At 34.5% G+C, this 16857-nt stretch carries 17 protein-coding genes; 7 read left to right on the top strand and 10 right to left on the bottom strand.

All coding sequences use genetic code 11. The annotated features are described in order from the left end of the window. Window positions 1–53: 53 nt before the first annotated feature. The 4 genes from OLM57_RS02860 to OLM57_RS02845 form a co-directional block, all read right to left on the bottom strand. Complete coding sequence (locus tag OLM57_RS02860) at window positions 54–2552, bottom strand: DUF5686 and carboxypeptidase regulatory-like domain-containing protein (protein ID WP_264565731.1); 2499 nt, start codon at window positions 2550–2552, stop codon at window positions 54–56. A gap of 116 nt (window positions 2553–2668) precedes the next feature. Next, a complete protein-coding gene (gene frr, locus OLM57_RS02855; RefSeq protein WP_264565730.1) occupies window positions 2669–3232 on the bottom strand; it encodes a ribosome recycling factor in 564 nt (187 codons plus the stop codon). Between the two features lie 79 nt (window positions 3233–3311). Further along, a complete protein-coding gene (gene pyrH / locus OLM57_RS02850; protein WP_264565729.1) occupies window positions 3312–4019 on the bottom strand; it encodes a UMP kinase in 708 nt (235 codons plus the stop codon). 127 nt (window positions 4020–4146) lie between these two features. Next, window positions 4147–4932 (bottom strand): patatin-like phospholipase family protein, encoded by a 786-nt coding sequence (locus OLM57_RS02845; protein WP_264565728.1) that lies wholly within the window; start codon window positions 4930–4932, stop codon window positions 4147–4149. A 181-nt stretch (window positions 4933–5113) separates the two neighbouring features. On the opposite strand from OLM57_RS02845, the gene OLM57_RS02840 reads away from it, so the two are divergent. Further along, on the top strand, window positions 5114–5731 hold the full coding sequence (locus OLM57_RS02840) for a thioredoxin family protein (protein WP_264565727.1): 618 nt from the start codon (window positions 5114–5116) through the stop codon (window positions 5729–5731). A gap of 318 nt (window positions 5732–6049) precedes the next feature. On the opposite strand, the gene truB is transcribed toward OLM57_RS02840, so the two are convergent. The 4 genes from truB to OLM57_RS02820 form a co-directional block, all read right to left on the bottom strand. Next, on the bottom strand, window positions 6050–6748 hold the full coding sequence (truB, locus tag OLM57_RS02835; protein ID WP_264565726.1) for a tRNA pseudouridine(55) synthase TruB: 699 nt from the start codon (window positions 6746–6748) through the stop codon (window positions 6050–6052). A 7-nt stretch (window positions 6749–6755) separates the two neighbouring features. Then, on the bottom strand, window positions 6756–7565 hold the full coding sequence (locus OLM57_RS02830; protein ID WP_264565725.1) for an undecaprenyl-diphosphate phosphatase: 810 nt from the start codon (window positions 7563–7565) through the stop codon (window positions 6756–6758). Window positions 7566–7640: 75 nt separating this feature from the next. Then, window positions 7641–7880, bottom strand: a complete 240-nt coding sequence (locus OLM57_RS02825; protein WP_264565724.1) for a DUF3098 domain-containing protein — start codon at window positions 7878–7880, stop codon at window positions 7641–7643. A 92-nt stretch (window positions 7881–7972) separates the two neighbouring features. Then, the gene (locus tag OLM57_RS02820; RefSeq protein WP_264565723.1) at window positions 7973–8848 is read right to left on the bottom strand and encodes a cell division protein FtsX; all 876 of its coding nucleotides are present in this window, start codon (window positions 8846–8848) and stop codon (window positions 7973–7975) included. Between the two features lie 211 nt (window positions 8849–9059). On the opposite strand from OLM57_RS02820, the gene OLM57_RS02815 reads away from it, so the two are divergent. The 6 genes from OLM57_RS02815 to OLM57_RS02790 all read left to right on the top strand — a co-directional run bounded on the left by OLM57_RS02815 (window position 9060) and on the right by OLM57_RS02790 (window position 15266). Then, window positions 9060–12077, top strand: a complete 3018-nt coding sequence (locus tag OLM57_RS02815; RefSeq protein ID WP_264565722.1) for a leucine--tRNA ligase — start codon at window positions 9060–9062, stop codon at window positions 12075–12077. Window positions 12078–12264: 187 nt separating this feature from the next. Then, on the top strand, window positions 12265–13113 hold the full coding sequence (locus tag OLM57_RS02810; protein WP_264565721.1) for an alpha/beta fold hydrolase: 849 nt from the start codon (window positions 12265–12267) through the stop codon (window positions 13111–13113). Window positions 13114–13115: 2 nt separating this feature from the next. Beyond that, on the top strand, window positions 13116–13586 hold the full coding sequence (locus OLM57_RS02805; RefSeq protein ID WP_264565720.1) for an RNA polymerase sigma factor: 471 nt from the start codon (window positions 13116–13118) through the stop codon (window positions 13584–13586). Further along, entirely contained in the window at window positions 13576–14172 is a 597-nt protein-coding gene (locus OLM57_RS02800) for a hypothetical protein (protein ID WP_264565719.1), read from the top strand. The genes OLM57_RS02805 and OLM57_RS02800 overlap by 11 nt, the downstream gene beginning before the upstream one ends. A 124-nt stretch (window positions 14173–14296) precedes the next feature. Beyond that, window positions 14297–14482 carry a hypothetical protein gene (locus tag OLM57_RS02795; protein ID WP_264565718.1) on the top strand — a complete coding sequence of 62 codons (186 nt, stop codon included), beginning with the start codon at window positions 14297–14299 and terminating at the stop codon, window positions 14480–14482. Window positions 14483–14585: 103 nt separating this feature from the next. Next, a complete protein-coding gene (locus OLM57_RS02790) occupies window positions 14586–15266 on the top strand; it encodes a zinc metallopeptidase (protein ID WP_264565717.1) in 681 nt (226 codons plus the stop codon). 88 nt (window positions 15267–15354) lie between these two features. On the opposite strand, the gene OLM57_RS02785 is transcribed toward OLM57_RS02790, so the two are convergent. Both OLM57_RS02785 and OLM57_RS02780 read right to left on the bottom strand, forming a co-directional pair. Then, window positions 15355–16104, bottom strand: coding sequence for a uroporphyrinogen-III synthase (locus tag OLM57_RS02785; protein WP_264565716.1), 750 nt, complete (start codon window positions 16102–16104; stop codon window positions 15355–15357). Between the two features lie 12 nt (window positions 16105–16116). Beyond that, window positions 16117–16788, bottom strand: coding sequence for a DUF4271 domain-containing protein (locus OLM57_RS02780; RefSeq protein WP_264565715.1), 672 nt, complete (start codon window positions 16786–16788; stop codon window positions 16117–16119). Between the last annotated feature and the right edge of the window lie 69 nt (window positions 16789–16857).

The raw sequence follows: 16857 nt of genomic DNA, 5'->3' as shown, positions 1-16857 counted from the left end.
ATTTTTATAATGGACTCAGCAGGTTTTTTTGGTAAAATCTGTTGCCCCTTTTTTTAAATCCCTAAGTCAACAATAAAAGTCAGTTTTATAGCAATATTATCTTCAAAATTACTCAAATGATTGGGTCCGTAGCGGTAATATGCACCAAGTCCCAATCCGTTGTAGATTTGATTGAGTTCGATTCCAGATTCAAAAAAACCTTTGTTCAGCGTTTTATATTCTATGCCAACTTGGGTTTCTGGGTTTTTCATATTTCCCCAAGCCATTCGGGTGACAAAATCTATAGCCGGCTTTATTTTTTTGAAAATATAGATTCTATTGAAGCCATGTTTGAATTGAAACGACATAAACTCGCTGGAGAAAAATTCATTGAAGAACATGGTCTCAAAACTGTTCTTACCAGCAAAAGTGATTCGCTGTAGAACCGTTTCTTTGTTTAGATTATTTGGTGAATTACTGTATAATTGAGGAAGCGGAAGATCTCCAAAGGCCCGCCCAGCTTCAAATAACAAGAAAGTCCTTTGTCCATTTAAGTATTTTATCTGATACTCTGTTTTAAAGTCAATTTTAGTAAAACTAAAATCATTATTGAGGACATTGGGGATCGATTGCGTAAGTTGTAAAGTAAATTTAGGAAACCTTTTATCGGTTTCTATTCTTCCGGTTGGAGTTTGCATATAATCACTGTAAGGACTCCATTTCAGGGAAATAGTTGCCGTCGTCATGGTATAAGTCTCGTATAAAGTCCCGTTTAAGTTATAGGCGTAATTGAATTTGGGCTCTACAAATGTATTGGCCAACACAAATACACTTTCCATTTTGGGAATAATTTTTGACTCTACAGAGATTCTCCAATTCTCATATTTATAGAATGTGCTAAAATTGATCGAACGGGGGTCATAAATTTTGAAGGCCTTTTTTTCGACTGCATAATCGGTACTTGCAATTTCCCGAATATCATCGGTATAACCAACACCAATCCAGGTATTCGAAAATTTATCTACTCTCGCGCCCAGACCCAAACTGTATTTGAAAGCATAATCCCTTAAACCATAAGCAGTGTAGCCTTCAATTCTATACTTTCTGGAAAACTCGTCGTTTGTAATCCCCCCAATTCCAAGACGTAATCCTTCATAATTATTGTAACTTATTATTTTGCGTAAATCAAAATCCCAAACCTTTAAAGGAAGATATCCACTTAGTATTTTTCGACCTAAATTCAAACGGCTTTCTACACTTTTTTTTATCGAAATACTATCAAGTGATAAATATGTTTTTTGACTTCGGATGTCTAGGCTGTCTTTTCGATATTCCTCCCAAAAGCTTTCGGGTCTATTGATGGCATCATCTTTAATTTCGACTTCAACGATTGGCTTTTTGATTTTTACTGGTGTATTGTATTGAATGTCAAAATTATTGGTTTGCGAAAGCAAATAAATATAATCGGATTCGACTCTTTTTCTGGGTTTTAAATTTTGTTTGATATCACCATCAAATTGTATCGTTCCGCCGAGTATTTTTATATCATCATCGTTGACACCCTTTACAATTTTAAATTTCTTTTGGGTTGGAAACCATAAATTTTCTTCGGGAATGTATTGAAATTCGTGAATTCCACTGATATCGAGTATGCCTTTTATACGCATAATCGCTTTCGCAATAGCATAATTGTTCTGATCGATGTAGAGAATACCCTCTAGTCCAGATGCTTTTCTTTTCTTTTTGTTTTTAAAATAAACCATATAGGTTTTTCGGCCACTGATAGTTATGGTGTCTAATAATTTAAAATTATAATCATCTAATGCATCCGTGGCAATTGGGCTGTTGTATTTGGTTTCAAAAAGTTCATATTTGGAATCGTAAATTGAAAATGATTGCAAGTTGAATGAAAGCACTTCGTAAACGGGTTGTTTGAATCCGGCCATTCGGGTTCCCAAAATGGTTTCTTTCAATCTTTGATTGTTGAACTGATATTGAGAGACTTTTTCGGTTTGAAACAAATGTTGTTTTTTGATGATTTCTTTGAATTGATAATCTGTTGAATCTATTTTTTTGAAATGTTTTCCAAAAGGAGTAGTTACAAAAACAGAGTCTATACTTCCGTTGATAGAATCAGGATTTGCGGTAACAATAAGTTTGTTGTAGGCTTTAAATTCAAAACTCTTGAGTTTTGCTAGCGGATTGTTCGAATTTTTATTTTCAATGGCTTTTTTAATAATAGCAATAGCCGGATTTACGTTAGAAATCAAGATTTCATTAAGTTCGTCTGTTTTTTGGGCTAAAAAAACAGTATAATAAATTCTATTGTTTTCTAATGAAATTTTATTTTTCAAATACCCTACATAAGAAATTTCAATAGAGGCAATTTTTTTTGGGGAAGTGATGCTAAATTTCCCGTCAACATCCGAAATGGTGTTCGAACCGTCATCAGAAGTTATAGTGGCAAAAGGGAGAGGTTTTTTGTTTGAAGCGTCTTTCACAATTCCATTTACTTGAAATTGCGCTTGTAGTGAAAGCGTAAAGAGGAAGAACAGTAAAAAAAAGTGCTTCATAAAAACGGTTTATTGCAAAACGTGTTCTATTACATTTTGTTATAACAAAAGTAGCAATAAAAAAATCCGTCTCGTTTCAAAAACAAGACAGATTTAATTTTATGTTGAATAAGAGTTTAAACTTTCATTATTTCGGCTTCTTTAGCGACAAGAAGTTCGTCAATTTTTTTGATAAATGCATTTGTTATGTTTTGTACCTGTTCTTCGGCACTTTTACAAATATCTTCTGATGTTCCTTCTTTTTCTAACTTTTTAATATCGGTATTTGCGTCTTTTCTGCAGTTTCTAACGCCAATTTTGGCATCTTCTGCTTCTACTTTGGCTTGTTTGGCCAGTTCGCGTCTTCTGTCTTCGGTAAGTGGTGGAACGCTAATGATGATCATATCCCCATTATTCATAGGGTTGAATCCGATATTAGCTACCATAATTGCTTTTTCGATTGGGTGCAACATGTTTTTTTCAAAAGGCTGAAGCGTAATCGTTCTAGCATCTGGAACACTAATCTTTGATACTTGAGAAAGCGGTGATGCCGACCCGTAATAGTCAACAAAAACGCTACCCAACATTGCCGGAGATGCTTTTCCTGCACGAATATTTAAAAATTCTTTTTCTAAATGGGCAATAGAACCGGTCATAGATTCTTTTGTACTGTCTAATATAAATTCAATTTCTTCTGTCATTTTTTTTAAGATTTCAGAGTTAAAACTTCAGATTTCAGATTTGTTGTACTGCCATCTGAAAACTGTCTTCTGTTTTTTTTTATATATTAACTACGGTTCCTATATTTTGTCCTTCACAAATTTTCAATAAATTGCCAATTTTATTCATATCGAATACCACAATTGGTAATTTGTTTTCCTGACTTAAAGTAAATGCGGTGGTATCCATTACATTCAATCCTTTTTTCAATACATCATCAAACGAGATGAAATCAAACTTTACTGCAGTGGCATTTTTCTCCGGATCACAGTCGTAAACGCCATCAACACGAGTTCCTTTTAGAATTACATCAGCATTGATTTCGATTCCACGCAAAACGGCTGCAGTATCTGTTGTAAAATAGGGATTACCTGTTCCGGCACCAAAAATTACGATTCTTCCTTTTTCCAAGTGACGGTCCGCTCTTCTTTTGATGTAAGGTTCTGCGATTGATTCCATTTTTAAGGCAGTTTGCAAACGGGTTTTCATGCCTTTGTCTTCAAGAGCTCCTTGTAATGCCATTCCGTTAATTACGGTTGCTAGCATTCCCATATAATCTCCTTGTACTCTGTCCATCCCGGAACTGGCTCCTGCAACACCTCTAAAAATGTTTCCCCCACCAATTACAATAGCGATTTCAACTCCTTTTTCGTGAATTTGCTTAATTTCGTCAGCATATTCGGCCAATCGTTTTGGGTCGATTCCGTATTGTAAATCACCCATTAAAGCTTCACCACTTAATTTCAGAAGGATTCTTTTGTATTTCATTAGTCAGTTTTTGTTTTTTTAAGGTCTCCCTTCGTTTTTCGAAAAGAAATTGCATTATTGATTGGGTTCAATGCTGCCAAATTTGTGCAAATATAGACATATTCTGTTTTTCTTGAAATAGTGTCCCTTAAATATTTAAATTAAGTTTTTTGTATGATTTTTTGGCCGATTCGTATCCGATATCAAAAATGGCTTCCATTTTGATTTTGCTGGTTTCAAAAGTGCTGTAAAGCGATAGTGCTTCAGGTTCTATCAGCCAGTCGCAATGGTCAAATTTGTGTATGCTGGAATTGGCCGAGAATAGATCAAAGGCTCGAGCTGTAACGGCTTTGATGGAATTTAAATCTTTAGCTTCTATTTGGTGTATTGGACTAACGTAAACACCAATCAAAGTATCGCATTTGCCTTTTAATATCTCGGTTGGAAAATGATTGAGAATACCTCCGTCACTGTATAATTTACCATCAAATTCATAAGGAGACATTACTCCGGGAAATGATGAGGAGGCCAAAATAGCATCAATTGTTTTGGTTTCGGGGCCAAATACTTTTGATTTTCCTTTAATCATATCTGTTGCATTAATATGAATTGGAATTTTAAGATCGCCCAAAGTAGTGTCTTTAAAAATTTCATAGAAATATTCTTTGAAGGATTCCGAATCAATCAAACCCGCTTTGGAAAAGGTAAAATGTTTCCAATGAAAAAAATAAATGGATTTGAAGAATTCCAGAATAGCCTTGGGTGATTTTCCGCTACCGTACAAAGCGGCAACAATGGATCCTGCACTTGACCCTGCAATATGATTAGGAATGATGTTTTTTTCTTCCAAAAATTGCAAAACACCAGCGTGGGCAATCCCTTTTGACCCACCTCCGGACAATATTAAACCTATTGATTTTGAATGGCTGAACATTTTATAAAATTAAGCATTTTGTTGAATCTTAAGTGATTTTTATCACACTTTTTACCGATTGAGATATTTAAATTTGCTTAAAAATAATTAAAATATGAAATCGCCATGACAACAGCTGTCACAAACACCAATGAAGATCTGGCGATACCATATTCACAAAAAAAACAAACATTATATACATATGAAAAGTTCAGTTGCGAAAGCGTTGTTTAATAGTTATAGTTATTTAGAATATAGAAAAATTGTATCCGATTTATTGTCTGAAGGGAAGTCAACTGGTGATGATCAATCAGAGGATTTGTTGCATTACACTACTCTGAACGAAGCCCGTTTGAAACGATTGGATAAAACCATAACCGTTCCCGAGGAAATTAGTGTAAAATTGAAAGCATTAGAAAAAGAATACATTTGGTTGGTGATTGTTGAAGGTTGGTGTGGAGATGCCGCGCAAATTTTGCCGGTAATAAATAAAATGGCAGCTGAATCAAACAAAATTGAATTGAAAATAGTTCTCCGCGATTCGAATGATGATTTAATGAATCATTTTTTGACTAATGGTGCCAGAGCCATTCCTAAACTTCTTGTAATTGATAAGCAATTGGGCAAGGTTTGCAGTCATTGGGGACCAAGACCAAAAGGGGCAACTGATTTAATTAAAAATTATAAAGAACAATTTGGAGTTGTAGATGAAGAAGCCAAATCTCAACTGCAATTGTGGTATTTGCACGATAAAGGACTGTCTGTACAGAACGAGATTGTTGATATGATGTATGCTATAAAAGAGAGTGTGTGTTTGTGATTATAAGTTTTTTTATTTTTTATTTTTTTTGTCAAAAAAAAATGTAACTTAGTGATTGCTAACCGAGTCTATTATTTCTATCTACTTTTTTTATTGGTGTGATTAAATATTGTTCAACAATTTAAAAAACATCATTATGAGAAATTTATTTGAAAAGGTTTATGATTACGTGTCTCATTTGCTGTTTGGAAATGAAAGTGCCACTCACTATTAACCAGCAGCTAGAAAGTGGGAAAAAAACATGAAGTAATATTACTTTGATCTTAGCAAAAACACATCGCAAATTCAATTCTGATTTGTCATGTGTTTTTTTTTTGATTACATCGGATGGGATAATGTTTGCTCGAATAAATTGACATCAATGGCATCTTTTACATCATAATTGCCTATTTTGGTACGGCGCAAAACCATTAAATGCGAACCTGAATTCATCGCTTTTCCAAAATCAAAAGCGAGAGAACGAATGTAAGTTCCTTTGCTGCAGACTACTCTAAAATCAACCTCGGGAAGTGCAATTCGGGTGATTTCAAATTCGTGAATTGTGGTTTTTCTTGAAGCAATTTCAACCGTTTCTCCTGCACGGGCGTGTTCGTATAATCGAATGCCGTCTTTTTTTATAGCCGAAAAAATAGGTGGTTTTTGATCAATTTCACCCAAAAATTGTTTTACGGTTTCATAAATCAGAGATTCATCGATATGTTCTGTTGGGAAAGTCTGGTCTATTTCGGTTTCCAAATCATAGGATGGAGTAGTGGCTCCAATATAGAAAGTTCCAGTATATTCTTTTGCTTGGCCTTGGAGTTCTGATATTTTTTTGGTGAATTTTCCGGTACAAACCAACAATAATCCAGAAGCCAATGGATCTAAAGTACCTGCGTGCCCTATCTTGAATTTTTTTGGTAATCCTGCTTTGTTGATTAGTGCATATTTGAGCTTATTTACTGCTTGAAAAGAAGTAAAATGCAACGGTTTGTCAATTAACAGAATTTGGCCGTTTAAAAAATCTTCGGTTGTCAATGGGTTGTTATTTTATGTATGAAAAGTAAACTAAAAGAAAAACACCAACGATTATTCTATACCATCCCCAAGGTTTGAAACCGTATTGTTTGATTATGCCAATAAAAAATTTAATGGCTATAATCGCTACTATAAAAGCAATTACATTACCCATTAAGAATAACTTTATGTTTTTTGGGGATTGAATAAGAAGTTCGTATCCTTTTAAATGTGAAACTTCATATGTCTTTAATAATAATGAATAAACAGTAACCGCTAGCATTGTTGGAACAGCAAGGAAAAATGAAAATTCTGCTGCAGCTTGGCGTGTTAATCCTTGTTGCATTCCTCCAATTATAGAAGCAGCAGAACGACTTGTTCCCGGCATCATGGCTAAACATTGCCAAAAACCTATTGCAACCGCTTTTTTGATAGTAATCTCTTCTTCTGCTACTATTGTTGGGCTGTGAAATCTACTGTCAACAAAAAGCAAAATTATTCCTCCAAGGATAAGTACAATTGTAATGGGAATTGGATCTCCAAGGACAGCTTCTATTTTGTCATCAAATAATTTGCCTAAAACAAGGGCCGGTATCACGGCACAAGCTAATTTTATGTAGAAATTAAATTTAGAGAAATCAAAAAACTTTTTCCAGTATAAAGCAACTACGGCCAAAATAGCTCCAAATTGTATAGAAACTTGGAAAAGTTTGACGAAATCATCATTTTGAATTCCGAAATAAGAACTAACAAATATCATATGTCCAGTTGAGGAAATAGGAAGATATTCTGTTAGACCTTCAACAATAGCAAGTAGGATAGCTTGGAATGTATTCATTTTTGAGTAAGGTTTCAGTTAATTTTCAGTTTTCAGTCAGGTACTATCTGAAAACTGAATTCTGAAAAAGGATTACTATTTTTTAGGGTTTTTAAGAATGGCATAAATGGTAATTCCAAAACCAATTAAAACCGTGGTTGGAGCCAAACGAATTCTTCGGAAATCAAAAACAGAGTCGTTGAAAACATTAGGGTCATCGCTTCCTCCACCTGACATTAATATAAAGCCAAGTGCAATTACACCAATTCCAATTAATAGAATTTTATAGTTTATTTTTTCAAAAAGGAATTCGTGTTTATTTTCTTCGTTTTTCATTTTGTAATTGAGAGGGACGAAGCAATCTCATCCGCTGTTTTAAGTTTATGTTTTATAACTGAAATCTGCAGTCTAAAATCTGCAATCTAAAATTAATAAAGGTCGTCTGTTCTTAAATTCAAGAAACGTTGCGTGGCAAAATAAGTGCTTAGCCAAGTGATTAAGACACCAAGGCCAAATACAGCAACCAACACAAGGCCAATCAGTAATTTGTCATCAAGAATGCCAAGGTCAGGATAACTGTTTTCCAAGTAAATCAAAACGCCAATCAAAGCCAAGATAGCAAGACCTGCACCAATCATTCCCAGTTTGATGCTGCGCATTACAAATGGTTTTCGAATAAATGATTTGGTAGCGCCCACCATTTGCATGGTTTTGATGATAAAACGGTTGGAATATATGGAAAGTCGCAACGAACTGTTGATTAAAAGTACCGCGATAAAAGTCAGGAATGCACTAATGATTAAAATCCACATACTGACTTTTTTGATGTTGTCGTTTACCAGATTTACCAATTGTTTGTCGTAAACAATGTCAGAAACCATTGGGTTTTTGCGTAGGCGGGATTCTATTTTTGCTATACTGTCTTTTACAACGTAATCAGCTTTTAAATGGATATCGTATGAATTTTGCAACGGATTTTCGCCCAAGAAGGTCACAAAATCTTCACCAATAATATCGGTATGTTCTTTTGCCGCCTGTTCTTTTGAAACATAAACAAATGATTTCGAAAACTTGGTCGTTTTCAATTCCTGACCAAACGCTTTAAGAATTGTGTCATTGGCTTCATTTTTGAAAAATACAGTCATTGCTATTTTTTCTCTAAAGTCATCGGCAAGTTTTTTGGAATTGATTATAAAAAATCCCAATATGCCTAGTAGAAACAATACCAAGAAAACACTTAGCACTACTGAAAAATAAGAGGAAATTAACCTGCGCTTTTGAAACTTTTCAAATGATGAACTCATAGTATATCTAAATTATGGGGTAAAAATAATAAACATATTCTTTAATTTGAAGTTAATAAGTCCCAAAGTTTTAACTTTCGTACAATAAATGTAAATTTGCCGCTTAATTGCCATAACTCTTTCAGGATTTTTAATCCTCAGAGGGTAATAAAGATAAAAAAGACCTGAGTGTGCGATAGCATGACTTCGTTAAAAAACAATATACACTGGAATGAAATACAATCCGAACGAAATAGAAGCCAAATGGCAAAAATACTGGGCAGAGCATAAAACTTTTGCTGCTCAAAACAACTCTGATAAACCAAAGCACTATGTGTTGGATATGTTTCCGTATCCGTCTGGAGCGGGACTACACGTGGGGCATCCGCTGGGGTATATCGCATCGGACGTGTATTCGAGATACAAAAGACACCAAGGTTTTAACGTGTTGCACCCAATGGGGTATGACAGTTTTGGATTGCCGGCGGAGCAATATGCGATTCAGACTGGGCAACGTCCAGAGGACACGACTTCGGTAAATATTGATGGTGGTGTCGACAAAGAAGGGAAAGTGATTGCCGGGTACAGAAAGCAGTTGGACAAAATAGGATTTTCATTTGATTGGGATCGTGAAGTGCGTACTTCGAATCCTGATTATTACAAGCATACCCAATGGATTTTCATCCAATTGTTTAATTCTTGGTACAATAAAAATACAGATAAGGCAGAGGATATTTCGACTTTGGTTTCCGTTTTTTCTACAGAAGGAAATGCTAACGTAAATGCGGTTTGTGACGATAATATTGAATTATTTACTGCAAATGAATGGAACGCTTTTGCAAAAGAGCAACAGGAGAAAATTTTGTTGCAATACCGATTGACGTATTTGGCGGAAACCGAAGTAAACTGGTGTCCTGGATTGGGAACGGTTTTGGCGAATGACGAAATTGTAAATGGTGTTTCGGAACGTGGCGGCTATCCTGTAATTCGAAAAAAAATGACGCAATGGAGCATGCGTATTTCGGCTTATGCGGAACGTTTACTGCAAGGTTTGAATGATATTGACTGGAGCGAAAGTATTAAGGAAAGCCAAAGAAACTGGATTGGAAAATCGGTTGGTGCGATGGTGGATTTTAGATTGCAGAATTCAGAAAGTAGTATTTCAGTTTTTACGACTAGACCTGATACTATTTTTGGGGTAACGTTTATGACTTTGGCGCCAGAACACGAATTAGTGTCGCAAATCACAACTGACGAACAAAAAGCAGAAGTGGAAGCCTACATCGAAAAAACAGCCAAGCGTTCCGAAAGAGAGCGTATGGCCGATGTAAAAACCATTTCGGGAGTTTTCACGGGAGCGTTTGCGGAGCATCCGTTTACCAAAGAACCGATTCCGGTTTGGATTGGGGATTATGTTTTGGCGGGTTACGGGACAGGTGCTGTGATGGCGGTTCCTTGTGGTGATGAAAGAGATTATGCTTTCGCTAATTTCTTTAAAGGTCAAAAAGGAATGCCCGAAATCAAAAACATTTTTGCGAATGTGGATATTTCGGAAGTAGCTTTCGGTTCTAAAGACAATGTAGAAATTGCGAATTCGGATTTCCTAAATGGACTGAATTACAAAGAAGCGACCAAAAAGATAATTTCAGCACTTGAAGAAATAAGCCAAGGAAAAGGGAAAATCAATTACCGTTTGCGTGATGCGGTTTTCTCCCGTCAAAGATATTGGGGAGAGCCTTTCCCGGTGTATTATGTGAATGGCTTACCGCAAATGATCGATGCGCAACATTTGCCTATCATCTTGCCGGAAGTGGAGAAATACTTACCAACCGAAGACGGATTGCCTCCTTTAGGAAACGCAACAGTTTGGGCTTGGGACAGTGTGAATAATAAAGTGGTTGAAACGAGTTTGGTTGACAATGCAACTATTTTTCCTTTGGAATTGAACACGATGCCAGGTTGGGCAGGAAGTTCTTGGTATTGGATGCGTTATATGGATGCGCACAACGAGAACGAATTTGCCAGCAAGGAAGCATTGAAATATTGGGAAAGCGTGGATTTATACATTGGCGGAAGCGAACACGCTACAGGTCACTTATTGTATTCTCGTTTTTGGAACAAATTCTTAAAAGACAAAGGTTTTGCACCAACTGAAGAACCGTTCAAGAAACTGATTAATCAGGGGATGATTTTGGGGATGAGTGCGTTTGTTTATAGAGTTAAGATTGATTTTGAAAGAACTTATTCAGATTCAAGAAATGACATTTGTTTTGAAATAATAGAAACTTTTGTTTCTAAAAACATTATTAATGATTTCTTAAAGAACGGAAGTAACGATAAAATTGATAAATTTATTAAAGAAAAAGAAGAGTATTTTAATAATTATTATTCTGATTTTAATTTAAAATTTTCGAATATTTATTTTGATGCTATTCATATAGATGTATCAATGGTTAATTCTTCAGATGAATTAGATACTGAAAAATTCAAAGCTTGGAGAGAAGATTATGCTAATGCAGAATTTATCACCGAAGAAAATGGTAAATATATCGTTGGCCGCGAAATTGAAAAAATGTCGAAATCAAAATACAATGTAGTTACTCCGGATGATATTTGTAATGAATATGGAGCCGATACGTTGCGTTTGTACGAAATGTTTTTAGGGCCATTGGAACAAGCGAAACCTTGGAACACAGCAGGAATTTCAGGTGTTTTTGGTTTCTTGAAAAAACTATGCCGTTTGTATTTCGACGAAAATGGTTTGATTGTTACCAATGACGAACCAACGAAAGATAACCTAAAATCATTGCACAAAACCATCAAGAAAGTGGCGGAAGATATCGAGAGTTTCTCTTTCAATACCTCGGTTTCTCAATTTATGATTTGTGTGAATGAATTGTCAGCGCAAAACTGTCACTCTCGTGCTATTTTAGAACCGTTGGCGATTGTGATTTCGCCTTGTGCGCCACACATTGCTGAGGAATTATGGTCGTTGTTAGGAAATACAGGTTCTATTGCAACGGTACCTTTTCCTGCTTTGGACGAAATACATTTGGTAGAAAGCGATAAGGAATATCCGGTTTCTTTCAACGGGAAAATGCGTTTTACCATCAATTTGCCTTTGGATTTAACCAAAGAACAAATCGAGGAAATCGTTATGAAAGACGAAAGAACCATCAAACAGCTGGATGGTAAAACACCAAACAAGGTGATTATCGTTCCGGGGAGGGTTATCAATTTGGTGGGGTAAAAATATAAATTTCAAATTTTAAAAATTCCAAATTCCAATTTCACGATTGGGTTTGGAATTTTTTTTGCCCTATTTTATTAGGATCAAGGAGTTTAAATTTATTTTTTTTGAAAACTTTTGTAACATTTTAATAGTTACCGTATCCAAAGGACGGATCCGATTAATCATTAACTTAAAACTATTAAAAATGAAAAAGTATATCTTCTTAGTTATCGCATTATTATTTTCAGCATTATGTTTAAATGTATTTGGGCAAACAAAATCGTATCCGTTTGAGGTTATCAAAACCGGAAAGGGAAAACAGGCCATTATCTTTCTGCCTGGATTTGCCAGTTCTGGAGATGTCTGGAACGAAACAAAATCTAATTTTGAAAAAGAATTTACTTGTTATACATTTACTATGGCAGGTTTTACGGGAGTTAAACCACAGCCGAATGCTTCATTCAAAAATTGGGAAACAGAAATTGTCAATTATATAAAAGCCAACAAAATCGAAAAACCAATTATAGTGGGTCACAGTATGGGTGGCGGGCTTGTCCTAGCAATTGCTTCGGATTATCCCGATCTAATCAGTAAGATTGTGGTTGTCGATGCGCTTCCCTGTTTGGCCGCTTTGAGAGATCCTTCTTTTAAATCACAAGAAAATAATGACTGCTCGCCAATGATTAATCAAATAGTTGCAATGTCTGAAGAGGAGTTTCTTCAAATGCAAAAAAGAAATATGGCGATGCTTTTGGCAGATGCTTCGAAACAAGATGAGGCAATTGGCTGGAGCATGAAATCAGACAGAAAAACGTTCAGCGAAATGTATTGTGATTTTTCAAATACCGATTTGAGGGATAAGATTGCAGCCATAAAATGTCCTTCACTGATATTGCTGGAATTTGGTTTTTCCAATTACAAAGAACCTATTGAAGCACAATATAAAAACTTAAAATCAGCTAGTTTTCAATACTCAAACAAAGGTCTGCATTTTATTATGTATGACGATAAGGAATGGTATTTGGCGCAACTGAATAATTTTATAAAATCATAAGAATGGAGTTTGAAGAACTATATAAAACCTATTGGCAAAAGATATTCCGTTTGTGTATGGGTTATGTAAATGATTATGATATTGCGCAGGACATTGCTCAGGAAACATTTATTATTGTTTGGCAAAAATTGGACACATTTAGAAATGAATCCAGCATCGGGACTTGGATTTTCCGAATTGCCTCAAACAATTGTCTGAGGCAGATCGAAAAAGAAAAACGGTTCCCTAAGTCTGAACTTCCCGTAAACATTATTGAAGAAAAGCAGTATTCGATGGAACCACAGATTCAGTTTTTGTACAAATGCATTGCCGAATTGCCAGAGACCGACCGTATTATTATTTCGCTAGAACTGGAAGGTCTAAAACAAGCAGAAATTGCCAATATCGTTGGTCTTTCTGAAGCGAATACGAGAGTCAGAATTCATAGAATAAAAGAAAAATTAACTCAAAAGTTTAAAGAAAATGGACAATAATATAGATTTCAAAGATTTATGGAAACAACAGACTGTAAGTCCGCCCAATATTGAAGATTTATTTTCAAAACTGAAACATTTCAAGAGAGTAAGCATTAGAAAATTGATTATAACAAATGTATTGCTTATCGCAACAAGCGTATTTATTCTTTTTATCTGGTATTGTTATCAGCCTGAGTTTATTTCGACCAAAATCGGAATTGTTTTAGTCATTTTGGCAATGGTAATTTATTTGTTGGTTTACAATAGATTAGCTGGGTTTTATAAAACAATTGATGGCACTCTTAACAACAGTGAATACCTGCAAAAATTAATTTCCATAAAAGCGAAACAGCATTTTTTGCAATCTACTATGTTAAGTTTGTATTTTATACTGCTTGGTTCAGGCTTATGTTTGTATATGTTTGAATACACAAACCGAATGACATTATTTTGGGGAATTGTTACTTATGCTATAATGTTGGGATGGATAGGATTTACTTGGTTTTACTTAAGACCAAAAGAAATTAAAAAAGAGCAGGACAGAGTCAATAGTTTGATTGCGAAATTTGAAGCTGTAAATAAGCAATTTGAAGCCAAAAAATAGCAAAATATTTTTATGTTTGTATCTGCAAAATATAGTAATCCCAAATTTTAATTTTACGATTAGAGTTTGGGATTTTTTGTGTAACATTTATGACGTTTTTATAACCAATATTAAAAACATAAAAATGAAAAAGCACGAAGTTCACATTTTGAAAAAAACAGCCGGATTTTCCAGTATGAAAGATGAATTGTCAAAAGAAGTAGAGGATTTCTTGAATACTAAGTCTTCTGCAGGATATGAGATTATAAATGTCTCTTTTACCTATTATGAAGCTACGGAGCTAGTAGCCTTTATTACAATCTGCAAATAATTTTTGTAATGCCAAAATGACACAATTATAATTTGGTTCAGAATTTGATATTCAATTTATAGATTTTTATAGATTTTAAACTTTATATTAAAAAAACAAAAATATGGGAATGAGTTATTTAATTCTTGCGGGTGCTATTATGCTGGCAAGTTGGTTAGTGAGTTCTACACTAAAAAGTAAATTTGAGTTTTATTCGAAATTGCATTTGCAAAACGGAATGTCGGGTGCCGAAATCGCTGAGAAAATGTTGGCTGATAACGGAATACGTGATGTGCGAGTAATTTCTACACCGGGTCAGTTGACGGATCATTACAATCCAGTGGACAAAACGGTCAATTTGAGTGAGGCAGTTTACAATCAGCGGAATGCTGCGGCAGCGGCTGTTGCGGCGCACGAATGCGGTCACGCTGTTCAACATGCTGTGGGTTATCAATGGCTGTCGTTACGCTCTCAATTGGTCCCAATTGTTAATGTAGCTTCGACTTATATGCAATGGATTTTATTGGCGGGAATTTTGATGATTCGGACTTTTCCACAACTACTATTGATCGGAATTGTGATATTTGCCGCAACGACTTTGTTTTCGATTATTACTTTGCCAGTAGAATATGATGCAAGCAACAGAGCTTTGGCTTGGTTGGAGAATAAAAACATGCTGACACAACAAGAGCAAGCAGGAGCAAAGGACTCTTTAAAATGGGCGGCCAGAACCTATGTGGTTGCTGCGTTGGGATCGATAGCAACTTTATTGTACTATATTTCTATTTTTAATAATAGAAGGTAAATAGAAAAAAAGCAAAATAAAAACTCCAAATTCCAATTATGTATTGGAAATTTGGAGTTTTTTATTGTTATAGAAAATTTATTAAAATCTATTTTCCTTTATTGGCTTCAATAATATATTTTTCTAAAGCCATTGTCATTGATGGAGTTCCAGGTGTCGGAGCCATAATATCTATGCGTAATCCGTGGTCCAAAGCTTCTTTTTGAGTGGTGCTCCCAAAAACGGCTATTCGAGTATTGTTTTGTTCAAAATCAGGGAAATTTTTATATAAAGATTTAATTCCGGTCGGACTAAAGAAAGCCAATACATCGTAATAAACATCGGCCAAATCAGATAAGTCACTCATAACTGTTTTGTAAAAAGTAGCTGGAGTCCAATCTACTTTTAAAGCGTTCAGAGTTACAGGAATATCTGCGTTTAATTGATCTGAAGCTGGCAATAAGAATTTTTCGTCTTTGTATTTTTTTATTAAAGGAGATAAATCGGCAAAATCTTTCGGGCCTACATAGATTTTACGTTTTCTGTACACTACATATTTTTGTAGGTAAAACGCAATGGCCTCTGATTGGCAGAAATATTTCAATCCTTCAGGAACTTTATAACGCATTTCATCTGCCACTCTAAAAAAATGATCGACACCATTCTTACTGGTTAAGATAATCGCAGTGTAGTGGTTAAGGTCGATTTTTTGAAGTCTAATTTCCTTTGCGCTTACTCCTTCTACATGAATAAAAGGTCTGAAATCAATTTTCACTTTGTGCTTTTGTTGAAGTTCAAAGTATGGAGAATTTTCCACTTTAGGTTCTGGTTGTGATACCAAAATTGTTTTCACTTTCATATTTAATAATTTCTAAACACTACCTTTTGTAAACCAATAATACATAAAATAATAGGGTGCTATTTCAAGAGTGCAAAGATATAAAATAAAATAAAACAACTTACCGAAAATTTCTTTTCTGTAATTTTTTATTGAAACTATATATAATAACACGTTGATTCCTATTATTGTATAAAAAACTAGCAATGAAATATTTTTAAAAACAGAATCGTAGTAGAATAAAATAATGTCTATAGGAAGTAACAGTAACCCAATATAGGTGCGATAAGTGACTTTTTGTAAGTTATATTGTTCTAAAAGTTCTTCTATTTTGAAAGTTGTTGCAATTATTTTTTCTATCAAAAACTTTGATAATATGAAATAGATTAAAAAAGTAAATATCTGAATGAATAAAATCCAATCTGTTTTTGACCCATATCCAAAATAATTAAGCAAAAGCTGGATAAAAAAGGAGAAGGAAATAATCTGAACAAAAAATAAGGAGATGGAAAATATTCCCATAAGGTGACTGCTGTCTCTGTATATTTTGATGTATTTGTCGGAGTATATTAATCTGGTGAAGTCTTCAAATCGATTTTCATAAATGGATTTGATTAAAGCAATGATGCCAAAAGACAGCATAAATATCAGGATGACCCAATCTTTATTTTCAATTATTCTAGGATGAAGTACGTGTTCAGTCATATCTCGACAAAATTACTAATTTTTATAACATTATTTATTATAATTTTATAATAATCAAATGCCATAAAT

Origin of the sequence: Flavobacterium sp. N3904 (assembly GCF_025947305.1) — a bacterium.
GTDB lineage: Bacteria > Bacteroidota > Bacteroidia > Flavobacteriales > Flavobacteriaceae > Flavobacterium.
Note: the sequence above shows the minus strand (reverse complement) of the source record. Positions and strands in the feature narration are given on the sequence as shown.